Annotated in this window: 24 protein-coding genes and 1 tRNA gene; 9 read left to right on the top strand and 16 right to left on the bottom strand. The window is 59.0% G+C overall.

Annotated features, from left to right (window positions below; translation table 11 throughout):
* Window positions 1-166 precede the first annotated feature (166 nt).
* The 10 genes from katG to folP form a co-directional block, all read right to left on the bottom strand.
* Window positions 167-2368: a catalase/peroxidase HPI gene (gene katG / locus O2597_RS13590; protein ID WP_269525731.1), complete on the bottom strand. Its 2202-nt coding sequence runs from the start codon at window positions 2366-2368 to the stop codon at window positions 167-169.
* Between the two features lie 456 nt (window positions 2369-2824).
* Window positions 2825-2899: transfer RNA gene (locus O2597_RS13585), tRNA-Met, on the bottom strand.
* A 108-nt stretch (window positions 2900-3007) separates the two neighbouring features.
* Window positions 3008-3994, bottom strand: coding sequence for a transposase (locus O2597_RS13580; protein ID WP_269525729.1), 987 nt, complete (start codon window positions 3992-3994; stop codon window positions 3008-3010).
* Window positions 3995-4570: 576 nt separating this feature from the next.
* Entirely contained in the window at window positions 4571-6139 is a 1569-nt protein-coding gene (locus O2597_RS13575; RefSeq protein WP_269525727.1) for a DEAD/DEAH box helicase, read from the bottom strand.
* Between the two features lie 176 nt (window positions 6140-6315).
* On the bottom strand, window positions 6316-7041 hold the full coding sequence (locus tag O2597_RS13570) for a uracil-DNA glycosylase family protein (protein ID WP_269525725.1): 726 nt from the start codon (window positions 7039-7041) through the stop codon (window positions 6316-6318).
* A 358-nt stretch (window positions 7042-7399) separates the two neighbouring features.
* Window positions 7400-7678, bottom strand: coding sequence for an Rdx family protein (locus tag O2597_RS13565; protein WP_269525723.1), 279 nt, complete (start codon window positions 7676-7678; stop codon window positions 7400-7402).
* Window positions 7675-8661: a 2-amino-4-hydroxy-6-hydroxymethyldihydropteridine diphosphokinase gene (gene folK, locus O2597_RS13560; protein WP_269525721.1), complete on the bottom strand. Its 987-nt coding sequence runs from the start codon at window positions 8659-8661 to the stop codon at window positions 7675-7677. The genes O2597_RS13565 and folK overlap by 4 nt, the downstream gene beginning before the upstream one ends.
* Window positions 8652-9017, bottom strand: a complete 366-nt coding sequence (folB, locus tag O2597_RS13555; RefSeq protein WP_269525719.1) for a dihydroneopterin aldolase — start codon at window positions 9015-9017, stop codon at window positions 8652-8654. Before folB ends, folK begins: the two co-directional genes overlap by 10 nt.
* Before the next feature lie 31 nt (window positions 9018-9048).
* Complete coding sequence (locus tag O2597_RS13550) at window positions 9049-9540, bottom strand: cupin domain-containing protein (protein ID WP_269525717.1); 492 nt, start codon at window positions 9538-9540, stop codon at window positions 9049-9051.
* Entirely contained in the window at window positions 9524-10366 is an 843-nt protein-coding gene (gene folP / locus O2597_RS13545; RefSeq protein ID WP_269525715.1) for a dihydropteroate synthase, read from the bottom strand. The genes O2597_RS13550 and folP overlap by 17 nt, the downstream gene beginning before the upstream one ends.
* A 345-nt stretch (window positions 10367-10711) precedes the next feature.
* Here folP and O2597_RS13540 point away from each other — a divergent pair, with 345 nt between their 5' ends.
* Window positions 10712-10975, top strand: a complete 264-nt coding sequence (locus O2597_RS13540; protein WP_269525713.1) for an HPr family phosphocarrier protein — start codon at window positions 10712-10714, stop codon at window positions 10973-10975.
* Here the strand turns inward: O2597_RS13540 and O2597_RS13535 are convergent.
* From O2597_RS13535 to O2597_RS13515, 5 genes are all read right to left on the bottom strand, one after another.
* Window positions 10972-11676, bottom strand: a complete 705-nt coding sequence (locus O2597_RS13535; RefSeq protein WP_269525711.1) for an SGNH/GDSL hydrolase family protein — start codon at window positions 11674-11676, stop codon at window positions 10972-10974. The genes O2597_RS13540 and O2597_RS13535 overlap by 4 nt on opposite strands.
* 381 nt (window positions 11677-12057) lie before the next feature.
* Window positions 12058-12864, bottom strand: a complete 807-nt coding sequence (locus tag O2597_RS13530) for an aminotransferase class IV (RefSeq protein ID WP_269525709.1) — start codon at window positions 12862-12864, stop codon at window positions 12058-12060.
* Window positions 12846-14165, bottom strand: coding sequence for an aminodeoxychorismate synthase component I (gene pabB / locus O2597_RS13525; protein ID WP_269525707.1), 1320 nt, complete (start codon window positions 14163-14165; stop codon window positions 12846-12848). The genes O2597_RS13530 and pabB overlap by 19 nt, the downstream gene beginning before the upstream one ends.
* A gap of 33 nt (window positions 14166-14198) precedes the next feature.
* A complete protein-coding gene (locus tag O2597_RS13520) occupies window positions 14199-15344 on the bottom strand; it encodes an LptF/LptG family permease (RefSeq protein WP_269525705.1) in 1146 nt (381 codons plus the stop codon).
* Between the two features lie 63 nt (window positions 15345-15407).
* A complete protein-coding gene (locus O2597_RS13515) occupies window positions 15408-15599 on the bottom strand; it encodes a hypothetical protein (protein ID WP_269525704.1) in 192 nt (63 codons plus the stop codon).
* 120 nt (window positions 15600-15719) lie between these two features.
* On the opposite strand from O2597_RS13515, the gene pyrE reads away from it, so the two are divergent.
* From pyrE to O2597_RS13480, 7 genes are all read left to right on the top strand, one after another.
* Window positions 15720-16289 (top strand): orotate phosphoribosyltransferase, encoded by a 570-nt coding sequence (gene pyrE / locus O2597_RS13510; RefSeq protein WP_269525702.1) that lies wholly within the window; start codon window positions 15720-15722, stop codon window positions 16287-16289.
* A gap of 36 nt (window positions 16290-16325) precedes the next feature.
* Window positions 16326-17168 carry a 23S rRNA (adenine(2030)-N(6))-methyltransferase RlmJ gene (locus O2597_RS13505; protein WP_269525700.1) on the top strand — a complete coding sequence of 281 codons (843 nt, stop codon included), beginning with the start codon at window positions 16326-16328 and terminating at the stop codon, window positions 17166-17168.
* A 26-nt stretch (window positions 17169-17194) separates the two neighbouring features.
* Complete coding sequence (locus O2597_RS13500) at window positions 17195-17509, top strand: DUF3817 domain-containing protein (RefSeq protein WP_269525699.1); 315 nt, start codon at window positions 17195-17197, stop codon at window positions 17507-17509.
* Between the two features lie 76 nt (window positions 17510-17585).
* A complete protein-coding gene (locus O2597_RS13495) occupies window positions 17586-18032 on the top strand; it encodes a GtrA family protein (protein WP_269525697.1) in 447 nt (148 codons plus the stop codon).
* Between the two features lie 3 nt (window positions 18033-18035).
* A complete protein-coding gene (locus tag O2597_RS13490; protein ID WP_269525695.1) occupies window positions 18036-19205 on the top strand; it encodes a sulfotransferase in 1170 nt (389 codons plus the stop codon).
* Entirely contained in the window at window positions 19205-20389 is a 1185-nt protein-coding gene (locus tag O2597_RS13485; RefSeq protein ID WP_269525693.1) for a glycosyltransferase, read from the top strand. The genes O2597_RS13490 and O2597_RS13485 overlap by 1 nt, the downstream gene beginning before the upstream one ends.
* A complete protein-coding gene (locus tag O2597_RS13480) occupies window positions 20386-21096 on the top strand; it encodes a polysaccharide deacetylase family protein (RefSeq protein WP_269525692.1) in 711 nt (236 codons plus the stop codon). The genes O2597_RS13485 and O2597_RS13480 overlap by 4 nt, the downstream gene beginning before the upstream one ends.
* Here O2597_RS13480 and O2597_RS13475 read toward each other — a convergent pair.
* Window positions 21093-21329: a DUF2492 family protein gene (locus O2597_RS13475; protein ID WP_269525690.1), complete on the bottom strand. Its 237-nt coding sequence runs from the start codon at window positions 21327-21329 to the stop codon at window positions 21093-21095. The genes O2597_RS13480 and O2597_RS13475 overlap by 4 nt on opposite strands.
* A gap of 160 nt (window positions 21330-21489) precedes the next feature.
* On the opposite strand from O2597_RS13475, the gene O2597_RS13470 reads away from it, so the two are divergent.
* Window positions 21490-22383, top strand: coding sequence for a hypothetical protein (locus O2597_RS13470; protein WP_269525688.1), 894 nt, complete (start codon window positions 21490-21492; stop codon window positions 22381-22383).
* Window positions 22384-22820: the final 437 nt, after the last annotated feature.

Raw genomic sequence — 22820 nt, 5'->3', positions numbered from 1 at the left:
GATGATTCTTCTTCTTTAGCCTGTCCCCTATTATATCCGCCGTTCACACAACCCGGTTTCTGCCAGATTTTGCAGACTGTCCCTAATAGCATATCTATAACAGAAGCGCCGGTCCCCAAAAGGAACCGGCGCCGATGCTCATAGTACGGCCCACTTGGGCGTATGATTATTGCAGATCGAATCGGTCCGCGTTCATGACCTTCGTCCAGGCCGCAACAAAGTCCTCGACGAACTTCGCCTGGTTGTCGTCCTGCGCATACACCTCGGCATAGGAACGCAGGATCGAGTTTGAGCCGAAAACGAGGTCGACACGGGTGGCCGTCCATTTGACTTCACCGGTCTTTCGGTCGCGGATCTTGTATTCGTTGCTCCCCGACGGCTCCCAGATGTAGCCCATATCGGTCAGGTTGACGAAGAAGTCGTTGCTCAGCACACCTTCGCGGTCGGTAAACACGCCGTGTCGGCTGCCTCCGTAATTCGTGCCAAGCACACGCATACCGCCCACGAGCACCGTCATCTCCGGCGCGGTCAGCCCCATGAGCTGTGTGCGGTCGAGCATCAGCTCCTCCGGCTTTACGATGTAGTCCTGCTTCACCCAATTGCGGTATCCGTCGTGGATCGGCTCCAGCGGCGCGAAGGACTCGGCGTCGGTCATTTCCGCGGTCGCATCCCCGCGACCGGGTGCAAAGGGAACCACGATCGAATGCCCCGCCGCCGCAGCAGCTTGCTCGACCCCCACATTGCCGGCGAGGACGATCACATCGGCCAGGCTCGCACCGGCCCCGGCTGCGATTGGATCCAGCACGGACAGCACCTTGGCCAGACGGTCAGGCTCATTGCCCGGCCAATCCTTGAATGGCGCCAAACGGATACGCGCCCCGTTGGCCCCGCCACGCATATCGGAGCCCCGGAAGGTCCGGGCACTGTCCCATGCCGTGGCAACCATCTCGCTGATTCCGAGCCCGCTCGCGGCGATTTTCGCTTTCACCGCATCGACATCGTAGGAGGTGGCCCCCGCTGGCACCGGATCCTGCCAGATCAGGTCTTCCGCCGGCACATCCGGCCCGAGGTAGCGCACCTTCGGCCCCATGTCGCGGTGCGTCAGCTTGAACCACGCGCGGGCGAAGGTCTCGGCAAAGTAGTCGGGGTCCCGGTAAAAACGCTCTGCGATCTCTCGGTACACCGGGTCCATCTTCATCGCCATGTCCGCATCTGTCATCATCGGATTATGGCGAATGGACGGGTCTTCCACATCAACCGGCTTGTCTTCCTCCTTGATGTCCACCGGCTCCCACTGAGAGGCCCCGGCCGGACTTTTGGTCAAGGCCCACTCATAATTCAGCAGCAGATAAAAGTAGCCGTTGTCCCACTGCGTCGGATGCGTCGTCCAAGCCCCTTCAAGACCGCTGGTTACCGCATCGCGCCCGATGCCACGCTTGGTCTTGTTGAGCCAGCCGAGCCCCTGGTCTTCCGGGCCCGCCGCTTCCGGATCCGGCCCGAGCAGGCTCGCGTCGCCGTTGCCGTGACACTTGCCCACCGTGTGTCCACCCGCGGTCAGGGCCACAGTTTCCTCGTCGTTCATCGCCATACGGGCAAAAGTCTCACGGACCTGTGCCGCCGTCTTCAGGGGATCCGGCTTCCCGTTCACCCCCTCTGGATTGACATAGATCAGTCCCATCTGCACGGCAGCCAGCGGGTTCTCCATCGTAGAGGGATCCTCCACATTCTCGTAGCGCTCGTCACTCGGCGCCAGCCATTCCTTCTCCGCCCCCCAGTAGGTGTCTTTCTCGGGGTGCCAAATGTCCGCACGGCCGAACCCGAAGCCGAAAGTCTTCAGCCCCATGGACTCATAGGCAATGGTCCCCGCCAGAATGATCAGGTCCGCCCAACTAAGCCGGTTGCCGTACTTCTTCTTGATCGGCCAGAGTAGACGACGGGCCTTGTCCAAATTTGCATTATCCGGCCAGGAGTTCAGCGGCGCAAACCGCTGGTTGCCCGTACCGCCCCCGCCACGACCGTCGGAAATCCGGTATGATCCGGCCGCGTGCCAGGCCATCCGTATCATCAGGCCGCCGTAGTGCCCCCAGTCCGCGGGCCACCAGTCCTGGCTGTCCGTCATCAATGCGTGCATGTCTTTTTTCAGGGCCTCATAATCCAGCGCCTGCACCGCGCTGCGGTAGTCGAAGCCCGCCCCCATGGGGTCGGTCTTACAGTCGTGCTGGTGCAGGATGTCGAGGTTCAGGGCATTCGGCCACCAGTGCATGGGCTCCTGCCCTTCGGAGGTGTTGCCGCCATGCATCACCGGGCATTTGCCGGCAGATGCGCTCGCCCCATGCGGTACGGGGCACTTCGATTCGGGATCGTTCATGATGCGTCGGGTTGAGGTTATAGACAGTAGTGTTTCGGAGGGGCACGGCATCCATGCGCCCGTAAAGGTCATCGCAAGACAACTGCCGGTGCGGCTGCGGTGCATACGATTCAGGGTCAAGAGGGATAAACCCGGACACTAACGCATTTACTCACAGACGAAAACATTATTCCGAAAAATATCCGTATCAAGATTCCCCGCAAAAAACAGATAGGACAGTTGCAGAAATATAAAATACAGAGCGACAGCTCAAAAATACCCTGATCACTTAAACATCCAGCCTGTCCCTACTTATAACGGCTTGTGGTAGGGATGCAAAATTTGAGTACAGGAACAAAACCGAAACCATGACACAATCAACAAAAGGCCCAGAACGGGTCAATTATCAAGAACTTACGCAACACCCGGACAAAAGAAAACGACTTAGGAAAATCTCCTAAGTCGTTGACTATAAAGTGGTGCCAAGGGGCAGATTTGAACTGCCGACCAAAGGCTTATGAGTCCTCTGCTCTACCACTGAGCTACCCTGGCATTTCGCCGAAAACGGCCTCCTTAAAAAAGGAAGCAGCAGAAAAAGCCGACTACCCCGCCCCCTGTCAAGCGCTCAATTTGCGGAAAAATGGTGCGTCCGCATAAAAACTACCCAAATATCTGTCGTCTCAGTCCGCGAATGACCGCCAAATCGCCCCAGTCAGCCCCCTGCAAGTCGCAAGGTTTGGGCGGCCGCTGGCGTCCCCGCTCCATCTGCCAAGCGTCCACATAGCCCTTTACAAACGCTTTGGACCCCAGAATCGCACCGTCGGAGAAATACCTCACCCGGCAGCGCAGAATTGCTGCCTTTGGCAAGACGGCACCCTCTTTTTCCAAGACCTTCAAGGCTTTCTTCCGGTCGATCGATTGTTTTCCCTCCGCCGGCGCAGAGCCCTTGCCAAAAATCAAAGCCCGATGCGACCGGAGTGCTTCCGGAATACCAGCGACACGGTCCGACCAGATCCGGCTCAAGCCCTTGCGGGCCCCGCCCGAACCCGCCACCGCCTCCGCATAGCCACAGAAACGGTAATCCTTCGGATCGTCCACCAATCCGGCTCTCACAGGATTCAAGTCAATGTAAGCCGCCATGGTCTGCAGAGGGTTGCCCCGCCCTTCAACCAGCACGCTCTTGAAACGCTCCGACCACAGTGTGCCATAACGCTCATGCGTTCGGTTATACCAGACGGAAAAGCGCTGCTTTACCGCCTTCATGAACTCGGAAACATCCCCCATCCGCGCCTGTAGCCTAATGCGAATCGCATCCGCCTCCTTGCCCCCTTCCTGCAATTGCCGCTCCATCACCTTTGCCGACTCGGCTTGGTATTTCGTAGGCTTCGGATACAACACCCGGTAACGACGCATCAGCTCGCCATCTGTAATTCTTATCAAATCGGGAACCCGGACCAACACATGAAAGTGATTCGACATCACGCAATAGGTCAGAACCTCAACACCGCAAAAATCCGCCACCTGCCACAACATCTTACGCAACACCTCCTTCTCCCGATCCTTGAAAAGCGGTTCCCCATTCACCGTACGCGTCATGCAGTGATACACTGCCGGGCGTCCATGTACCTTCAGTCGTCGCGTCCGCATAAGAAAACTCAATCACAGACTAACGCTATTTTCAAATGTTTTTTCAAGACTGTCCCTTAGATTATATTAGATTATAACATAACTGGGCGAATGGCTCGCACACGTCTCGAATCAGGCAGTTCTTCCACAAAGTAATTGCGTATTTTAACACAGGGACTTTAAACGTTTCTTCAATTATTCTAAGAACATGAAGCGCCTGGTTATCACAATCTTTTGCATCTACGCAGGCTTGAGTGTACTTAAAATCTTTAAGGGAGAGCCGCTTCTAAAACTTCCCGTAAACAAACCATCAGTTTCAAACCAATCCAGTTTGAAACAACAGCTGGACTCACTCATTCAAGAACGTGAGTCACTTTATGTCAGAACGATCCCTCCGAATGGACCGCAATGCAACGGGAAGCCAATGGTACGTGTGGAACTCCCGGAACATAATTACCAGCGTCACGCGGAATTATCCCAGCAAATTGAGACTTTAAAGCGACAGGTTCGATAGAGCATAAACAAATCCGTCACCTGGCACAGGATCTTATATATTAATAATACCACGCAACGCAGCAGGACGAGGGTCCCAGTGTACTAGTCCGGGCGTTTAAAACGGCGTTTGGAAGTCGCTGCCTCCTTTGCCTGTTTGGCGGGCTTCTTCTTCGGGGTGCCGACAAATTCAGACTTCGGCTTGAAGGGTTTGCCGGCTTTCTTGTCGGCCTTCGGCTTAAAAGGCTTGGGCTTGTCGGCGAACTTGTCGCGTTTCGGACGGTCCCATGTTTTCTTGCCGAACTTGCCCTTCTTCTTACCGCCCTTCTTGGGAAGTTCCTCGAGGAAGGGTTCGTGGTCCTCCTCGATGGACTCGGTACCACGACCGTCTTGACGGCGAAGCAGATCAAAGAGCGCGCTGGCGATATCGGTGGGCATGTGGCCGGCGTCGAGCAGGCGGTCCACCAGATGCTCGTAATTCGTGAACTTGCCGGACTCGAGGAGGTCGCGCACCTGGTTGAAGACCATATCGGCGCGGCGGCCCTCGACTTCCTCCTGGGAGGGAATCCGGGTACGGCGAATGATCTGCCGGGTATAGCGTTCGATTTCCTGGAGACGGTAGATCTCCCGGCCGTAAACAAAGGTGATGGACTTACCATGGCGTCCGGCGCGGCCGGTCCGGCCGATGCGGTGCACATAGTCCTCGGGGTCATAAGGCAGGTCGTAGTTGAAGACAATGCTCACATCGTCGATATCCAGGCCGCGAGCGGCGACATCGGTGGCGACAAGCAGCTCGACCGAGCCATCGCGAAACTTCTTGATTACACGCTCGCGGTTGCCCTGCGTAATGTCACCGTGGATACGGTCGACGACATAGCCGCGGAGGGCCAGCGCTTCGCAGACCTCCTCGACCAGCTGCTTGGTATTGCAGAAAACAATCCCGCGGGGGTCGGTTTCCATATCGAGCAAACGGCTCAGCACCTCCAGCTTGGAACGGCTACGCACCTCGTAGTAGCTTTGCTCGATGGTTTCGACGGTGAGGGCCTTGCGCTCGATCGAGATCTCAACCGGGTCCTGGCTAAAGGCACGGATCAGTTGCGTGACGCCCTTGTTCATGGTGGCGGAAAAGAAGAGCGTCTGCCGTTCCTCCGGAAGGGCACCCAGAATGACCTCCATGTCCTCGCGGAAGCCCATGTCGAGCATACGGTCGGCCTCGTCGAGGATGCACAGTTGGACTGCATCGGTGCGGAAGGTCTTGCGCTTCAGATGGTCCATCACGCGACCGGGGGTGCCAACCACAATTTGCGCCCCCTTCTTCAAGGCGCGGATCTGGCGGTCGATCGGAGCGCCGCCATAGACGGCGACGGCCTCCAGGCCCTTGAGTGCGGAAGCCAGGCGGTGAATTTCCTCACAGACCTGTACGGCTAGTTCGCGGGTCGGGCAGAGAATGAGAACCTGCGCGGCCTTCATGTCGAGGTCGATGGACTCAAGCGCCGGCAGGCCGAAGGCGGCGGTCTTGCCGGAGCCGGTCTGCGACAGGCCGACGATATCGTGGCCCTCGAGGGCGACGGGGATGGTTTGCGCCTGGATAGGAGACGGGGACTCGAAGCCAAGTCGTTGGATCCCCTCAAGAAGTTCGGGCTTCAGGCCCAGATCGGAAAATGTCGTTTGCATAGCGGTCTTTGTAGCTGCCCAAGAACCCGGCACGCGACATTGCCTGCACATCCTCCGGAGCGGTCGTTACGAAAAAAGTGGCGTGACAGTGCATGCTTTTCAAGAAAGCACAAGCAGTGTTTTCAAGGGGCTCCGCACAGTAAAGCGCCCCCATCAGCGCGTGGCAATGCCAGGATCTACCAAAGCCCGAGGGCTTCCATTTGCTTGGTTGCCTGCTCGGCCCAGCCACGATTGGCCACCGGGCTGGCGGGACTGGGATGGAGAATACGGCCGATCTTGGTCCCGGTTCCCTCCAGCGCCTCCTTGGCGCGGCCTTCGGCAAAGGCGCCGACACCGATAACCCATTCCGCCTGCATGGCTTGGACAATGGCACGGAGGTGCTCGTCGCAGGCGGCATAGAGGGGCGCCACCTCGGAAGCCGGCATTTTGTCGGGGGTGCGGTTCTTACCGGAGGCCTCCATGAAGACCAGCGGGCAGTAATTGGCGACGTAGTGGTCCTTAAAAAAGGCGGCGGCACTGCCATAGCGCTCCTTGAATGTACCCCAGAGCCGACGCCCGCTGACCTCGCTTCGGGTGCAGTCGAAGCCGTCGATCGGGCGCTTGGGGTGCTCGTGCAGCGGCTTGCCGATGGGAGTATCCACACCGACCCAATTGCGGACCAAGTCGATCTCGCCGAAGGGCACCCCGCACTGCGCCATGCCGAAAGGACCGGGATTCATGCCCAGAAAGACGACTTTCTTGACCGAACCGGCATGTTGCTCGATGTAGCTGCGATGGCCCGACCAGGCATAGCGGAGCGGATTATAGACAAAAGCGGTGGGCTCGGCAAAGCTCAGGGCATCGACATCGTCGGCCAGTTTTTCGGCGGCAACCAGGACCTGTTGGGTAATCGCGTTGGTCATGAATGAATCGCCGCAAAAAGGCACCGAAAACGCAAACCGATTTGTAATACCCCTTCTCATAATTCTTGCGTAAATGGTGTAGCTTATTGCGCAATTATTATGAGAAGAGGTATTAGCGTCTCCCGAATCCGTAGGCTTCAAGAAGAGATCGTACAGCAGGTTTTCACGACACCGGCGCGAGCAAGCTCGCACACTACTTTCTTCGTTGAGCCCCCATCGAGAGGACTCTCGGCATAGCTCAGGGGCTGCCTGAATCTTCCACATTCTCCCAAACGCCCGTAGATCAGCGTGGCGTGCGAGCTTGCTCGCGCTTGGAGATATTGTTTCGGCGACAATCCTCGAAATCAGACATCCACTATTATTTAGTATCGCTGTGCCCCAGGTCGCGGTCGGGTGCGATCCGATCGCGAATGCGCTGCTTGAGTTCCTTCATTTCGGGAAAGCGCCCCTCGGCCTTGCGGTCCCAGACCGCCTGCCCGTCCAGGGTGACCAGAAAGCGTCCGCCGACCTCGGAGGGCTTAAGGGTGACCGCTCCGAGTTCCTTTTCAAAGGTGGTCAAGAGCTCCTGCGCCGTCCATCCGGCCCGCAGGAGCCAGCGGCAACCGGGGCAGTATTCGATTTCAACAGAGGGTTTCATCGGCCCAAAACTGTAAAGCGGTAGTGCAAGTTGTCATCCCCCGATTCGACCTCGGCTTCGGTTCGCTTGAAATCACAGGCATAGTCGGGGAAATAGGTATCACCCACGACATCCATACCGATGGAAGTGAGGTGAAATTTCCCGGAGAGCGGGATGGCCTCCCTGTAGATTTGCTCGCCCCCGCAGATCCAGACCGGCCGGCCGTCGTCACGGGCGATGTGGAGCGCGTCCTCGACCGAGGCAGCGGTTCGTACCCCGTATTCGGCCACAGCCTCCGGCTGGCTGGTCACCACGACATAACAGCGGTCCTCCCGCCAGCTGGGCTCACGAAGCATGCCGAGAAAACTAATCCGCCCCATGACAAGGGTCCCACCCAATGTCTTTTTCAGGAAAATATCCCAGTCCTCCGGCAAATCCCAAGGCAGGTCTCCATTGATGCCGATCACCCGATTCCGCGCCACCGCAGCGATCATATTGACAGAGGCAAAGGGCCAGAGATGAAGGTCCCGGACCGTCAGGTCGACCTCGTTCAAATTCTCGAGCCATGCGGCAGCCGTACGCCCACGGATGACGAGGGCCGGATCAACATCCACGATCGGCTGAAGCACGAAATCGCGCTGCTCAATCCGGGGATGCGGAAGCTGCAGTCGCTCGGTGTCGCGCTCCGTCTCGCCATAGGCCAGCACGTCCAGATCGATCGTACGCGGTGCCCACACACCCGTGCGGACGCGTCCCAGGCGGTTCTCCGTCTCCAGGCAGGCATCCAACAGCGCCTCTGGATCCAGCGAAGTGCGCACTTCCGCCACGGCATTGAGAAAAGGATCCGCCTCTCCCATGCCGACCGCCCGATTTTCGTAGATACGGCTGACACGGCTGATCAGGATCGAGCCACGGGCCTCGAGCAAACGGAGCGCTTCGCGCATCTGTGCAAGACGGTCTCCAAGATTACTCCCCAAGGCCAAATAGGCCTTGCTCAGCGGCATCGGGTCACCTCCGCCGCAAAGTAATCACAGATACAATCCACCGGCACCGAAGGCTTCTTGACCTTGACCGTGACCTCAAGTGCCTTTTCGAAGCGTTCAAGGATCTTGCGTGCGATGGTATCGGCACAGCTCTCGATGAAATTAAACCGCGTGCCTTCGAAGGTCTGCTTCACGGTCTCGTAGAGATCGACGTAGTTAATGGTTTCCGCCTCGCTGTCGGACTGCAGGTCGAGGGCGGGGTCGAGCTTTACCTGAACATCCACACGGAAACGCTGGCCGAGCTTGGCCTCCTCCTTCATCAGCCCGTGCCGGGCAAAGAACGCTAGGTTACGAAGTTCAATCTTGGCTGAGTTCATAAGACGTGCGGTGAATCAAAAGACGCGGAGCCTACTCCTCACCCTCGTAGTAGTCGACCTCTTTGTATCGGACCAGCTTGAATTCAGGCACGAGCAAGCGCTTGCCCGTGTCGGGGTAGGTGACGACATCGGCCACATGGTGGTCCGCGATCAAATAGTAAACCAGAGGCACCTCGCCGTCGTTCTCCAGCTGGTGGGCCGTGCCCGGCGGACAGACGGCATGATCGCCGGCCCGGACCGCGCGCCGCTCGCCGGCGGCCCCGATCAATTGGCCGCTGCCCGAAAGGAAAATATAGTGCTCCCACTGGGCGGCATGCGCATGCAGCGGGTAGTTCTTCTTTCCCGGAGGCAGGGCCGCACGCTCCACGTCGAAGGGATGCCCGCCGCCCCAGAGCCCGACATCGCGGATGCCGCCCAAGGCGACCGACATATGCCGGCGTTCCAGGCTGTAAGCGCCCTTCGGGGATGTCTCGGACGCCACCGGCACCGAATCTTCACTGACGATTTTAATCTCTTTGGTCATAACGAAGGCAATGATCCATTACTTTGGCACATTGGCTGTTCTCCAGCACATCGTGGACCCGAATGAAATCAACCCCCGCTTGGATGCCGAGCGCGGTCGTCGCCAAGGTACCGCTCAACCGGTCAGCCGGATCCGGCAGGTCGAGCAGCTTTGCGATCATGGACTTGCGGGAGGCACCCAGCAGGACCGGATAGCCCAGGGCTTTCAGCTCAGGCAGGCGGCGGATGACCTCCCAGTTCTCCTCGTAGGTCTTGCCGAAGCCCAGCCCCGGATCCAGGCAGATGGCATCCTTCCGGAGCCCCGCCTCACAGACCAGAGCCACCGATTTCTTGAGGAAGCGAATAATGGACTCCATGACGTCACCGGTGCCTGCTTCTTCGGCCGGGCGGTTGTGCATGAGGATGCAGGGCGCCTCGTTCCGGGCAATCACATCGACCATGTCGGGGTCTTTCTGCGCGCCCCAAACATCGTTGACGATATCCGCCCCGGCAGCGAGGGCCGCATCCGCCACCTCCGCTTTCGAGGTATCGACTGAAATGAGCACATCCGTCTGGGACCGCACCGCCTCGATCAAGGGGACCACGCGGGCCATTTCCTCGTCAGCCGTGACCGGCACATAGCCCGGGCGGGTGGATTCGCCGCCCACATCAATCATCGTCGCCCCGGCTTTAACCATGGCATGAAAATGCTGCACGGCCAGATCGTCGGAGGCATATTGTCCGCCATCCGAAAAGGAATCCGGGGTCAGGTTCAGGATCCCTACGATATAGGTCCGCCGACCAAGGGGAAGCGTGCGTCGCGGGGTCCAATAAGTCTGTTTCGGCATACGTATATATTTCATCCAGCCCGTCGTTTTTTGCAAGCTAGCCCTCGATCCGGAGCCGGAACATATTCGCGGGCAAGACGCCGGCGCGAGCAAGCTCGCACGCCACTGCTCTTTGATTGAGCCACGATTGAGAATACAGACCGGATGATTTCCGGATCTTCACAAACGATCCACACAGGACCCATGCGGGTGTAGCGTGCGAGCCAGTCTCGCGCCCGAATACTACTTCGACAAAATTCTGGTATTTTTGCAGAGACCGAGGTGACCTTCCCGCCCTTTTGCATGAGTGCAAATTAATACCCTGATGAATGAACAAAGCCCCTCTGGAAAGGTCATGAGTATTCGATGAAAACTACCAAAGTTGTCGTGCCTTGGGAAGAAGGCCTGCACCTGCGCCCCGCAGCCGAGCTGGTCAAAGTCGCCCGGCGCTCAAAATCGACCCTCAAACTCCGCCTTGGCCAAAGGCGTGCCGATCTACGTAATATACTTAGCATCATAGCGCTCTGCGCCACGATGGGCACCGCGCTCTACTTGGAATGCGACGGTGAAGACGAACTATCCGCGACCCAGGAAGTCGAACGTATCTTCAGTCCCGCTGAAAAAACCTAGGCGTAGGCCTTGCTGCCCAGACCGTCCATCAGAGACTGGATTTTCAAGGCTTCGCCCCAGACCGCCGGATCGGGCTCCAGCTCCAGGCCGAAGCAACGGGCCAAATCCACCCCCATGACCTTGTTCCCACGCTCGTTCACATGCAACGGATCGGTCATCAGCGGACGATAAATTTCGGGATGCAGGAGTCTCAGGGGGGTCCAGCGGTGCAGATGGTCCACCAGAGCCGCGCCGGTATCCTCGCAGACCCAGCGCACCGCTTCGGCAAAAGCCTCGTACTTGAGAAAGCGCTCACTGCCATCCGTATCGAGCGCATAGTAGGTCTGAAAGCAGACCTGGGTACCGATGGCATCGAAACGCCGCCAGAGCTCGCGCAAGTTGGCTTCGAACTCCTCCAGATCCATATTTTGATCCGGATTGCTGTCGTTGCCACCGATGGTAATGAAGACCGCGTGCGGCAGGTAAAAGGCCGCATCCGCAGGGAAGCGCTCCAACAAGTCACGCGAAGTCTCCCCCCCGACCCCGGAATTAATGCAGCGATGTGAACGCCCGTAGCGCTGTTGAATCGCCAAATCCAGACAATCAAACCAGTGCATCCCCGGCAGCCGGCGCTCCGTGTTGGAAGAACCGTATGCCAGGATCCGCGTCAAGGTCTGTGACTCGAAACGCTCCAGCAAGTTTGTGAAAAACGTGTGGTTCACAATTAAGATGGTAAACAAAGCATGGGTCGGAAAAACAAGCTGAAAGCCGGCGCCCGAGCGAGTATTCAGAGGAATAATACCTCTTCTCATAATTCTTGCGCATATGGCAGAGGGCGAACTCATTGCTGGCAAGGCGGGTGCCTCCAGTTGGGTCGAGACCCTGCTGGCGGCGACCAACGCCGCCAGCGATGAGCTCGCCCCTGTCCCTGCGGGATGCGCTGATATGCTTCTCCCGCGGCGTTAGCCGGACAGTCATGCACCTAGGTGCATTCCTGACCGGCCGCCTTGCGAGGTGAAGCAAATCAGCTGCACCATATACTCAATAATTATGAGAAGAGGTATAATACCAGTGCCCGATAAAATTGATCGGCTTTCAGGCGGTCAGGCGAGCTGGATGCCAGTGCGTTGTTCGTGCGCCTCGAACGCGCTGCGCAGCGCCTCGAAGCTTCCGGAGACCTCCGGTCCCCATGGAAGCGTCCGCCCACCGAGCGCCCGGACCGGGCGCAAACCAATCGCCGAGTTTGTGAGAAAGGCAGCCTCCGCCTCCATGAGTGCTTCGGGCAGAAAGATCCCCTCGTTCACCTCGGCCAGTTGCATGACTTCCGCGCGGACCACGCCAGGCAGCAAGCCACATTCGAGCGAAGGCGTGCAGAGCCGTCCACCGTGGTAAAAGAAAAGGTTGGCCATCGTCGCCTCGGCCAGCGCACCCGCCGAATTCAGGCGGACGGCCTCGTCATAACCGGCGGCGCGGACCTGCTGGAAGAGCAGGAGCGTCTCCATGTAGTTGTGGGTCTTATGCCCTGCGAGCAGGGAGCGTTCGTTGACCGGCACATCCTCGCGCAGCTGAACCTGGAGGGACTCCGGCCATGGGTGGGCCTGACGCGCGTAGAGGAAGAGACGCGCTCCGTCCGGGGCACGCACAAGGGACAGCTTCAAGATACCATCGCGCAGACAGGTCATCTCGATAAAACGGCGCCACTGTACCAGCACATCATCGCTGGAGAACGGGCAATCCAGCCCCAAGCGGCAGGCCGATCCGCTGAGTCGCGTCCAGTGCGCGGACCAAAAGCACAACTTCCCCCCCTCGAGCTTCATCGTCTCGAACAAACCGAGGCCATGGGCAAAGACCGGATCCTCTGGCTTCAATTCAAAGGACTCTCCCGGCGGGACTAGGATGATTTCCGACATAATTGCTCGATAGTTTCGTGGATCGCCCGGCCCTTATCGACCGTTTCCTGGAATTCACTCTCCGGGCGGGAATCCCAGACAATACCGCCACCGACCTGATAGTCGAGCCATCCGTTCTTCAGGTGCAGGCTGCGGATCGCGATATTGAATTCCGCATCCCCGTCAAAACCGATATAGCCGACCGACCCGCAGTAGACACCACGGCGGGTGGGCTCCAGTTCCTCGATGATCTCCATGGCGCGGATCTTCGGTGCCCCCGTAATAGAACCTCCGGGAAACAGGGCCTCAATCGCATCGTAGACATCCTTGTCCGCATGCAAGCGGGCCTTGACCTGGGCGGTCTGGTGGATCACACGGGCGTAACGCTCCAGTTGATACAAGCCCTCCACGCAGACAGAGCCGAACTCCGCCACCCGGCCTAGATCATTCCGCTCCAGGTCCACAATCATGAGCAGCTCCGCCCGGTCCTTTTCGGAGCCGCGCAGGTCGGCTTCCCACCGGGCTTCCTCCACCGGGGTCGTGCCACGCGGGCGCGTGCCCTTGATCGGGCGGGTGACCAGATCCCGGCCACGCTTGGCCAGGAATTGCTCCGGCGAGGTCGAGAGCACGGTAAAGTCCGGACAATCGAGGTAGGCTCCATAGGGCGCCGGATTGCCGGTGCGCAGAGCGCAATAAAGAGCTAGTGGCTCTCCTTGGAAAGTACAGCGCCCCCGTCGTGACAGGTTGACTTGATACACATCGCCACTGGCGATATAGCTACGAACGGTCTCTACCGCTGCGCCAAAACCGGCCTCGGAGAGGTTCCACTCCCACGGCCCGCATTCACAGGGCTGTGCACTGGCTCCGGCATCCGGACCTGGCTGCAGGGCAATCGTCTTAAGCTCCTGAAGGACCTCCGCTTCCGGTGCGCGGATCCCCAAAGCCACCAGGTAAAGCCGCCCCGTCGCATGATGATAAGCTGCGATTCCATCGTAGAGCCCGAAGTGCATATCCGGCAGTTGGCGGTCATCACGCGCGATTTCCGGGATCCGCTCGAGGCGCCGCCCGTAGTCATAGGCCAGGTAGCCCACCGCCCCACCCAGGAAGGGCGGCCGCTGACCGTCGTCTGCAGGCACAAACTCGCGCATCCCGTAGGCCTGCATCCGGCGACGCAGTGCATCAAGCCCCTCACCGGAAGCGCCCAGCTGCTCGAACGGGTCCGCCCCGAAAAAACTCCAAGCGCCCAGACCGTCGTTGGCTTGCGCACTGTCGAGGACAAAGGCCCCAGGCCGGCGGCCAAAGCGTTCAATCAAAACAGCCACCGGGGGCGGGTTCTGAATGCAAACAAGTTTCACCTAGTGACGATTCGCCCGTTGGAAGAGATACAAGGCAATCCCCTGGAAAATAATATTGGGCAGCCAGACCAGCAGGTCCGGCCGCATCCCACGGTAGTTTTCCAGCCAACTGACCATGATCATGAGGAAGTAGTAGGACAGTGCGATCACCAGCGCGATCGCGAGGTTGGCATAAGTTTCCTTGCGCCCGACCTGAATAGCCAGAGGAACCCCGAAAATGGAGAGCGAAAACACGGAAAAGGCCATGGCCAGGTTTTCCTGCAGGTGCATCTGCACCTTCATCCGCTGCTTGGACATACTCTCGCCCGTCTCCGCTTCCTCCTGCAGGGCTACATCCCGCGCCTGCATCAACTGGGAAAAAGTCATCTCGCTGACCCGTGTGCGGCGCTTCTTGGACTCACCGAAGAGCTGATCCAGCGGCAAGGCGATAGAAGTCTGCTCGAAGAAGACCGAATCCGGGGGCTCGGAACCGAAATCCTCGGGATTCTTACTGGAGCGCTGCTCGGCGGTACCGTTCTTGAGCACCAGCACCAGCGAGCTGTCCCCCGGATTATACTGGAGCTCGCCCTCGGCCGCACGCACGAACAAATGCACCCGCTGCTGTTCGTCCAGCTCCCAGATCCAGAAGTCTTTCATGACCTTGCCGTCACGCCCGCCCAGATAGATGATATAGCCGGGAAACTCGCTGATGAAGCGCTTCTCCTCGATGAATCCGACCGGATTGTCACTGACCGCACTCGCCATGATCTGCTTACGCAGGACCACGGCCCGGGGTGCAAACTGCAGGTTGATCAGGACAGCCGCAACCATACCGATAAAGGCAATGAGAAAGACGGGCGAGGCCAGACGGTAGAGGCTGACCCCGACGGATTTCATGGCCGTGATCTCCCGCTGAGAGGAGAGGCGCCCGAGGGCCATAAGGGTCCCGGTGAGCATGCCCAGGGGCAGCGCATAGGAGGCGACATAGGGGATGAGCAAGCCGACCAGCTTGAGAAAGACCATGAACCCGAGCTTACCGGCGGCCACGAGGCCCGCGATTTCACGAATCACATTGCCCAGCAGGAGCACAAAGACAAAGAGGAACATCGCCAATCCCGTGGAAACGAGGATCTCTTTAAGTACGTGGCGATGGAGGAGTTTTAGCATTCGGAACAGCTATTTCCTATGTTTCCTGAGGGAAAGACAATGCCGTTTTCAGCGGATTCGCCTCTAAACCAGCATCGCCTCCAATTGCGCCGCCCGTGCATCCGCATCTGCGGGATCGCGCCCCAGTACGATGCCAGTGACGATGTGCTTCGCCTCAGCACCCGGCCGTTCAGCAGGGGCCGGCCATGGGGATACCCAGGAACCCGCGTCGGCTCGACGAAGGGCGAGTCGAAATGAGATGTATGGTAGTCGCAATGGGACCAGAGAAAGCAGAATCGAGGTCAGCGCTAGCATAAAAACGTCGCACTCCACGGTTCGGTTTTGGATGAAATTCACACTTCACAGATCACGAATCCGCCTCCAGTCTCCCAGCCCATGAGTTCACAACACGACGAGGTAATCCAGATCTTCAAAGACAGCGGCGCTCTGCTCGAGGGCCATTTCCTGCTTCGCTCCGGCCTGCACAGTGCACATTTCTTTCAATGCGCCCAAGTCTGCCAGTACATGGACAAAGTCACCCGTCTGGCTGAACTCATGGTGGAAAAGCTCAAGGACTTCGGTGCCACCACAGTCGTCGGCCCAGCCATGGGCGGACTCGTGATCGGCCAGGAAGTCGCACGTCAACTGGGCCTGCGTTTCCTCTTCCTTGAAAAGGTGGACGACAAACTCGCCCTGCGCCGCAACTTTAAATTCGAGCCCGGCGAAAAGGTACTGATCGTGGAAGACGTCATCACCCGCGGCGGCCGTGTGGTCGAAGCACTCGAACAATGCCGTAAGCATGGCGCGGAGCCCGTCGCAGTTGGCGTCATCGTGGACCGCAGCCAAGGCCAAACCCAGTTCGACATCCCACACTTCAGCCTCGCCGAGCTCAGCTTCCCGACCTACGAAGCCGACAAGCTCCCACCGGAACTGCAAGGCACCGAGGCGGTCAAGCCCGGTAGCTAAGCCGCTCCGCCACAGGCAGCGCCTGCGCGTCATATCATGTTGAGCTACCGCCACAGCTTTCATGCCGGCAACTTTGCCGATGTGCTCAAGCACCTGATTCTGGCGGAATGTCTCGAATACCTGAAACGGAAGGACAAGCCCTTCGCCTACTACGACACACATGCGGGACCCGGCCGCTATGTCCTGGACTCCGGGTTCGCCCAGAAGAACAAGGAATATGAAACCGGAATCGGCTGCCTGTGGGAGCGTGAAGACCTGCCGGAATGCCTGCGGCGTTACCGTGAGCTCGTACGCGCCTTCAATCCGGACAGCACGCTCAGGCACTATCCGGGCTCGCCCGCCATCGCGCAGGCAGTGCTCCGTCCGGCCGACCGACTCCGGCTCTGTGAGCTGCACCCCGCCGACCATGCTCTCTTAGCCGAGGAATTCGGGTGCGACCGCCGGGTCGGCGTCGAGAAAGCCGATGGCTTCGAACGCGTGCTCAAACAGCTGCCTCCGTCGGAACGTCGCGGCCTGATCCTGATCGACCCGCCTTATGAACTGAAGGAAGACTACCAGCGCGTGCTGAGCTTCCTCGAAACGGCACACCGGAAATTCGCCCAGGGCCTCTACCTGCTATGGTACCCCGTGGTGGAGCGAGCCCGGATCGAGCAGCTGCAGCAGTCACTGGCACAGAGCGGTATCCGCAATATCCAATGCTACGAACTCGGCATCCGTCCGGACACGGAAGGACGGGGCATGACCTCCAGCGGCATGATCGTGATCAATCCGCCATGGACCCTGATGGAGACGATGGCCCCGGCGCTGCCATATTTGTCGGAACTCTTGGGCAGTAACGGGGACGGAACCTGCTACAGCCGACAACTGGTCCCCGAATGAGACCAACCGTACCCTCACGATCTACCATGTTCAAATTCGACAGCACACTCCACCGGCTTCGCGCCGTAGGCATATTGGAAGCCATTTCCTTTCTTCTCCTGCTCGGCATCGCGATGCCCATGAAATACGTCTGGGGCCACCCGGAAGCGGTTCGCGCGGTCGGCATGGCGCACGGCCTTCTATGGATCGCCTATGTAGGGCTCGCGGGGCTCGGACAGCTGGACTACAAGTGGTCGGTCAAAACGACGGCATGGCTGGTCGTTGCAAGCCTGCTGCCCCTGGGCCCGCTGGTGGCCGATGCGAAAATCCTGCGCGGATTCGAAGCCCCCAGCCGTTCCTAGGGCGTGCGCAGCCACCGATGTCTGCAGCTTTTACCATTTGACGCCTGAGGGACGCTGCGCCTACTAGCACACGGTCATGCTCAAACTATTCGGCAAGCTCCACCGCTCGGAAAGCGACAAGGCAACCTTTCTCCGGTTTGCACTCGTGGGGCTGACGATCTCGGTGATTGACGCCGGCCTGCTCTACCTCTCTCTCGGCCTCGGCGTGAATGCGTACATCGGCCGGATCTTCTCACTCGCAGCGGCGATCGGTGCCGGCTACGTACTGAACCGGTATTTCACTTTTCATCATGTCGAAGTGAACCGCGCACTCTGGCAGTCGGTACTGCGGCACTACAGTGTGCAGTCGACCGGTGGCGCTTTGAACATCGGGATCTACGCGCTGGTCCTGCTCATCGGACAGCAGATGGGAGCCGAAGTCTCGATGGCCACCACCCTCCCGCTTCTGGCCGTCTGGATCGGCGGCATGGCCGGCATGTGCTTCAATTTTTTCTTTTCCAAGAAACTGGTCTTTGACGCCTGAGCGATGTGGCGAATCTTCTGCAGAAGCCTGGGGCTGCATCTGACATGGTTCGTCCAGTCCCTCATCCCCGGACGGCACAAGGGCGCCCCCCTCGGATTGCGCAGACTGGTCTTCCTGTTACTCCTGTTCCCGCTCCTCGTCGCAGTCCAGCTGGTCCACTGGTGCTGCTTCCTGCTGGATGAGGTCTTCTTTCCCGGCTATCGCCGCACCCCGGTGAAATCGCCGGTCTTCGTAACAGGCATTCCCCGCAGCGGCACGACATTTGTCCACCGCACCTTGGCGGCCCATCCGGAGTTCACAAGTTTCAGCACATGGGAAGCGGTGCTGGCCCCCACGATCCTGCAGCGCAAAATCATCCGGGGACTGGCCGCGTGCGACCGGCGCATCGGTAGTCCGGCCCGGAAACTGGTCGATGTGATGATCCTTGCCTGCAGTGGTGATTTCAATGCCATCCACGAGGTCGCACTGGACGCGCCCGAGGAAGACTACCTTGCGCTCCTCCCCGCCGGCAGTTGCTTCATCCTGCTGCTCGCATTCCCCTTTTCCCCCTGGCTGAAACAAACCGGCATGCTGGACACGATGCCGCCCGAGCCACGCGCAGCACTCTGCCGATTCTACAAGCGGCTGCTGCAAAAGCACCTGTACTGCGCGGGGCCCGAAAAGCGCCTCTTGTCAAAGAACGCCGCTTTCGGCAGCTGGTGCGGCAGCCTGCTGGCATGCTTTCCGGATGCAAAGTTCCTGCTCTCCGTGCGCGAGCCCCGATCCGCCCTCAGTTCACAGCTCAGCTCGCTGGAAAGCGCGCGCCGCCTTTTCGCTACCGATCCGGACGGCAGCCAAACCGCGGCGCTTTTCACTGAAATTTTCAGCCATAACTACAAGGCACTGGCCGAGTTCTTCCAGACCCATCCGGAGCATGCCGGCATCGTGGAACAAGCGGAGCTTCGTCGCGCACCGGGCGAATGCCTCGAAGCGGCACTCCGGCAAGTGGAAGTCCCAGTCGAAGGATCCCTGCTTACTGCCCTGCGCACACTGACTCCCGGAGCCCCCAGCCAGCACCGGCACACCCCCGACGATTACCCGCTCGATGTAGAGGCAATCGAGGTTTGCATAAAGCCGAGCTATGACCTGATTCTTAAAGCCCGAGACCGCTCAATCTCCGCGAAATCAAGCTAATGGATACACCCCCGGGAACCACCGAAGCGCTCCACATGGAAGCGAATTCGGATACGAATGACCGCTTGCCGGCGGCTCATGTCCGGGTCGCGTTTTTCTCGGACTCCCTGCCCGAGCGCAACGGCACCGGTGCGTACTACCACGACCTGGCCAGCCAACTCACGCCCCAGGTTGAGGCACTTGAAGTCTTTCAACCTTTACAGGAGGTACGCTATCCACGGCTGTCCTTACCGATGCCGGGCGACCCCATGCAGCGCTTGATCGCCCCCAATGTCTTCCGGATCGCCCGCGGCTATAAGGCACTCAAGCCGAAGGTCGTCATCGCCGTCACCCCCGGCCCTTTCGGCCTGCTCGGTCTCTACCATGCCCGACGCAGCGGAGCCCGTTTCATCACCGCCTTCCACACCGACTTCGAGCACCTCGCCCGGATTTACTGGAGCAAATATTCACGGTGGTTCGTGAACGGCTACCTGCGCAACGCCAACAAGTTCCTCTGCCACCGCAGTGCCACCGTACTGATCAACAATTCGAACCTGCGTCCGGATGTGGAGAAGCTCGGGGCACCCTCCGTCGAGGTCATGGGCACACCCCTGCAACGCAGCTTTCTCGCACGCCCCATCAAGCCGCCCCCCGCAAAGATACACCGTATCTGTTTCGCCGGACGCCTCGCGCCGGAGAAAAACATCGACCGGATCGTGCAAGCCGCGCGGGAATTGCCCCAAGTGGAATTCATTATCGGGGGCGACGGACCGCTCCGCCGGGAACTGGAGGACTCCGCCAAGGGGCTGCATAACCTGCGTTTCAGCGGCTGGATGAACCGCGAGGAACTGATCGATATGATCGACAGCTCCAGCCTGCTCCTGCTCCCGTCCAAGGTCGAAACCTTCGGCTCCGTCGCACTCGAAGCCATGGCCCGCGGACGCCCCGCCGTGGTCTCCTCCAACGCCGGCATCCACGACTGGCCCGGCCTGCGGGAGGGCCTCATCGCATACGACCAAAGCACGTCTTTGACCGATACACTCCGCCCCCTACTGGACCTGCCTTCCGAACACTGGCAACAGAAAGCCTTTGCCGCCCGTTGCGCCGCCGAGCAACTCAATCGAAACACCATCGGGCAATGGGCGGAGGTTCTGGCAAAGTACGCCAGCCCGCCGGAGGCGGGACACACTCGATATCCGCAATGAAAGCCCTGGTCAGCATCCACGACCTCATGCCGGAAACCATGGACCGGGTGGAGCAACTCCTGAAATGGCTCAACGCGCGTGGTGTCCCGCCAGTCACCCTGCTCGTGGTTCCAGGCAAACCTTGGTCCTCCCGACAGCTGGCCCGCCTGCGCGAACTCTCTGCCGGGGGGCATCCGTTGGCAGCCCATGGCTGGCAACACCAGACCCGCCCCCGAAGGATGTACCACCGCTTGCATGCCGCACTCCTCTCACGCAATGTCGCCGAACATCTCGACTTGGACTCCCGCGGAATCCTCGACCTGTTGCTTCGCGCACAGCAGTGGTTCCCGGACAACGGCCTGCCCGAACCGGATTTCTACGTGCCACCGGCCTGGGCACTCGGCCCCATCCAAAAAGCCGACCTGGCCGCCGTACCCTTTCGTATCATTGAAACCACTACAGGCATCCGCTTTCCATCCGGCTCACAGAAACAGCGAACCCTGCGTCTACCCTTGACCGGATATGAAGCGGATACCGCGGTACGGGAAAAATTCCTGCGCGTCTGGAACCGCCGACAAATGAAAAGGGCACAACGAAGCGGCCGCCCCCTGCGCATCTCCATCCACCCGGACGACCTGCAGTTACGCGTAGCCGACCAACTCCAATCCCAGATCGAAGCGGTCGACAGTTTCATCGACTATGCGGCACTGCAACCGCCTCAAGCCTAGTGATCGCAGTGTTGCGCGATCGTCATGGTAAAAGTCGTCGCGGTCTTCTCCGCTTTGCCGCGGGAAACGATGAAATCCAGCGCTTCGTCGAAGTTCATCCCCGAAGCACCACTGCAACTTTCAAAACGGGCATCTTGCCCGAATGCCTGATACACCTGACGACGTAAATCCTCGATCGCCATACTGCCACCGTCCTGCAGAACGATATCCATGAGTGAATGCACATGAGTCATGCCCACAAAGATGCATTTAAAATACCAAAATTCACGAAGGTACCGATTCTATACAGCAGCTTTCAGCTGTTTTAATCGAAAGGATTAGCTTGCATAAGAGCTGAAGCCGAAACACATCTACCATTGGACACCGTAGGGCGAGCGGTTAGTTTATGCAATCGTGGCCAAGACTCCCATCATCTCCCGGATAAGCCGTAGCCTCCAGCGGAAGACTCGCATGCTGAAGGGGATCAAAGTCTATGCCCTGGTCGGAAAGGCTGGCACGGGGAAAAGTTTCCGGGCCCGCCTGATCGCGGACCGCCACGGGATCGAAGCGATCATCGACGACGGTCTGGTGATCCACCGTGGCAAGATCGTGGCGGGCCGGTCGGCCAAGCATGACGAGTATTACTTAACCGCGATCAAGACCTCGCTCTTCAACGACCTGAACCATCGCAACGAAGTGATCGCGGCACTGAATAAAGCCAAGTTCCAGAAGATCCTGCTGCTCGGCACAAGCGACCGTATGATCCACCGGAACTGCCTGACGCTGGGCCTGCCTGCACCGGAAGAAATTTTCCGGATCGAAGATGTCGCGACTGAAGCGGAAATCGCCGCGGCCCGGGAAGACCGAAAGGTCCGGGGCAAACATGTCATTCCGCTCCCCATCATCGAGGTCAAGCAAGCCTATCCAAAACTGATCGCACGGGCCATCAAAGTCTGGCTGGCACTGCACATCCACCCCGGGAAGAACGAAGCCGCTTACGAGAAAACCGTGGTGCGCCCCGCCTACCATACCATCGGTGAGATCACGATCTCCGAAAACGCCCTCGTGCAAATGATCCTGCACTGCCTGCGGGAGCAGGAACCGGACTTAAGTGCGGAAAGGATCCGGGTACGCAAAGGCAAGGAAGGCTATGAAGTGAAAATCAACATCTCCCTGCCTTATGGAAAGGAGGCCGCCGATACCTGCCACCGCTTGCGGGGCTACATCATGGACAAGATCCAGAACTACGCCGGCATCCAGATTTCAAAACTGGCCTTGAACATCGATTCCATTCAGCCGAAAGCCTGAGGGCAAAGTGAAGTATCAAGCCAGGTGGTAGGGGCGTTCGTCCCGAACGCCATTGCGGTGTGGCACGCAAGCATCAGCCCTCGACGCAACAACGCGGATGGCGGCTGGGGACAGCCGCCGCTACCATTCATCTGCAATGTCGATATCCAAGACAACTGCATCTTACGAGGCAGACAACAAAACAGACGGAATCCGATTCATTTAAAGGCCGAACAGGTAGGGGCGTTCGTCCCGAACGCCATTGCGGTGTTACACGCAAGCATCAGCCCTCGACGCAACAACGCGGATGGCGGCTGGGGACAGCCGCCATCTACCATTCATCTGCAATGTCGATATCCAAGACAACTGCATCTTACGAGGCAGACAACAAAACAGACGGAATCCGATTCATTTAAAGGCCGAACAGGTAGGGGCGTTCGTCCCGAACGCCATTGCGG

It is taken from the genome of Coraliomargarita parva (genome assembly GCF_027257905.1).
GTDB classification, from domain to species: Bacteria; Verrucomicrobiota; Verrucomicrobiia; order Opitutales; family Coraliomargaritaceae; genus Coraliomargarita_A; species Coraliomargarita_A parva.
This window is presented reverse-complemented; position numbering and strand designations above follow the sequence as displayed.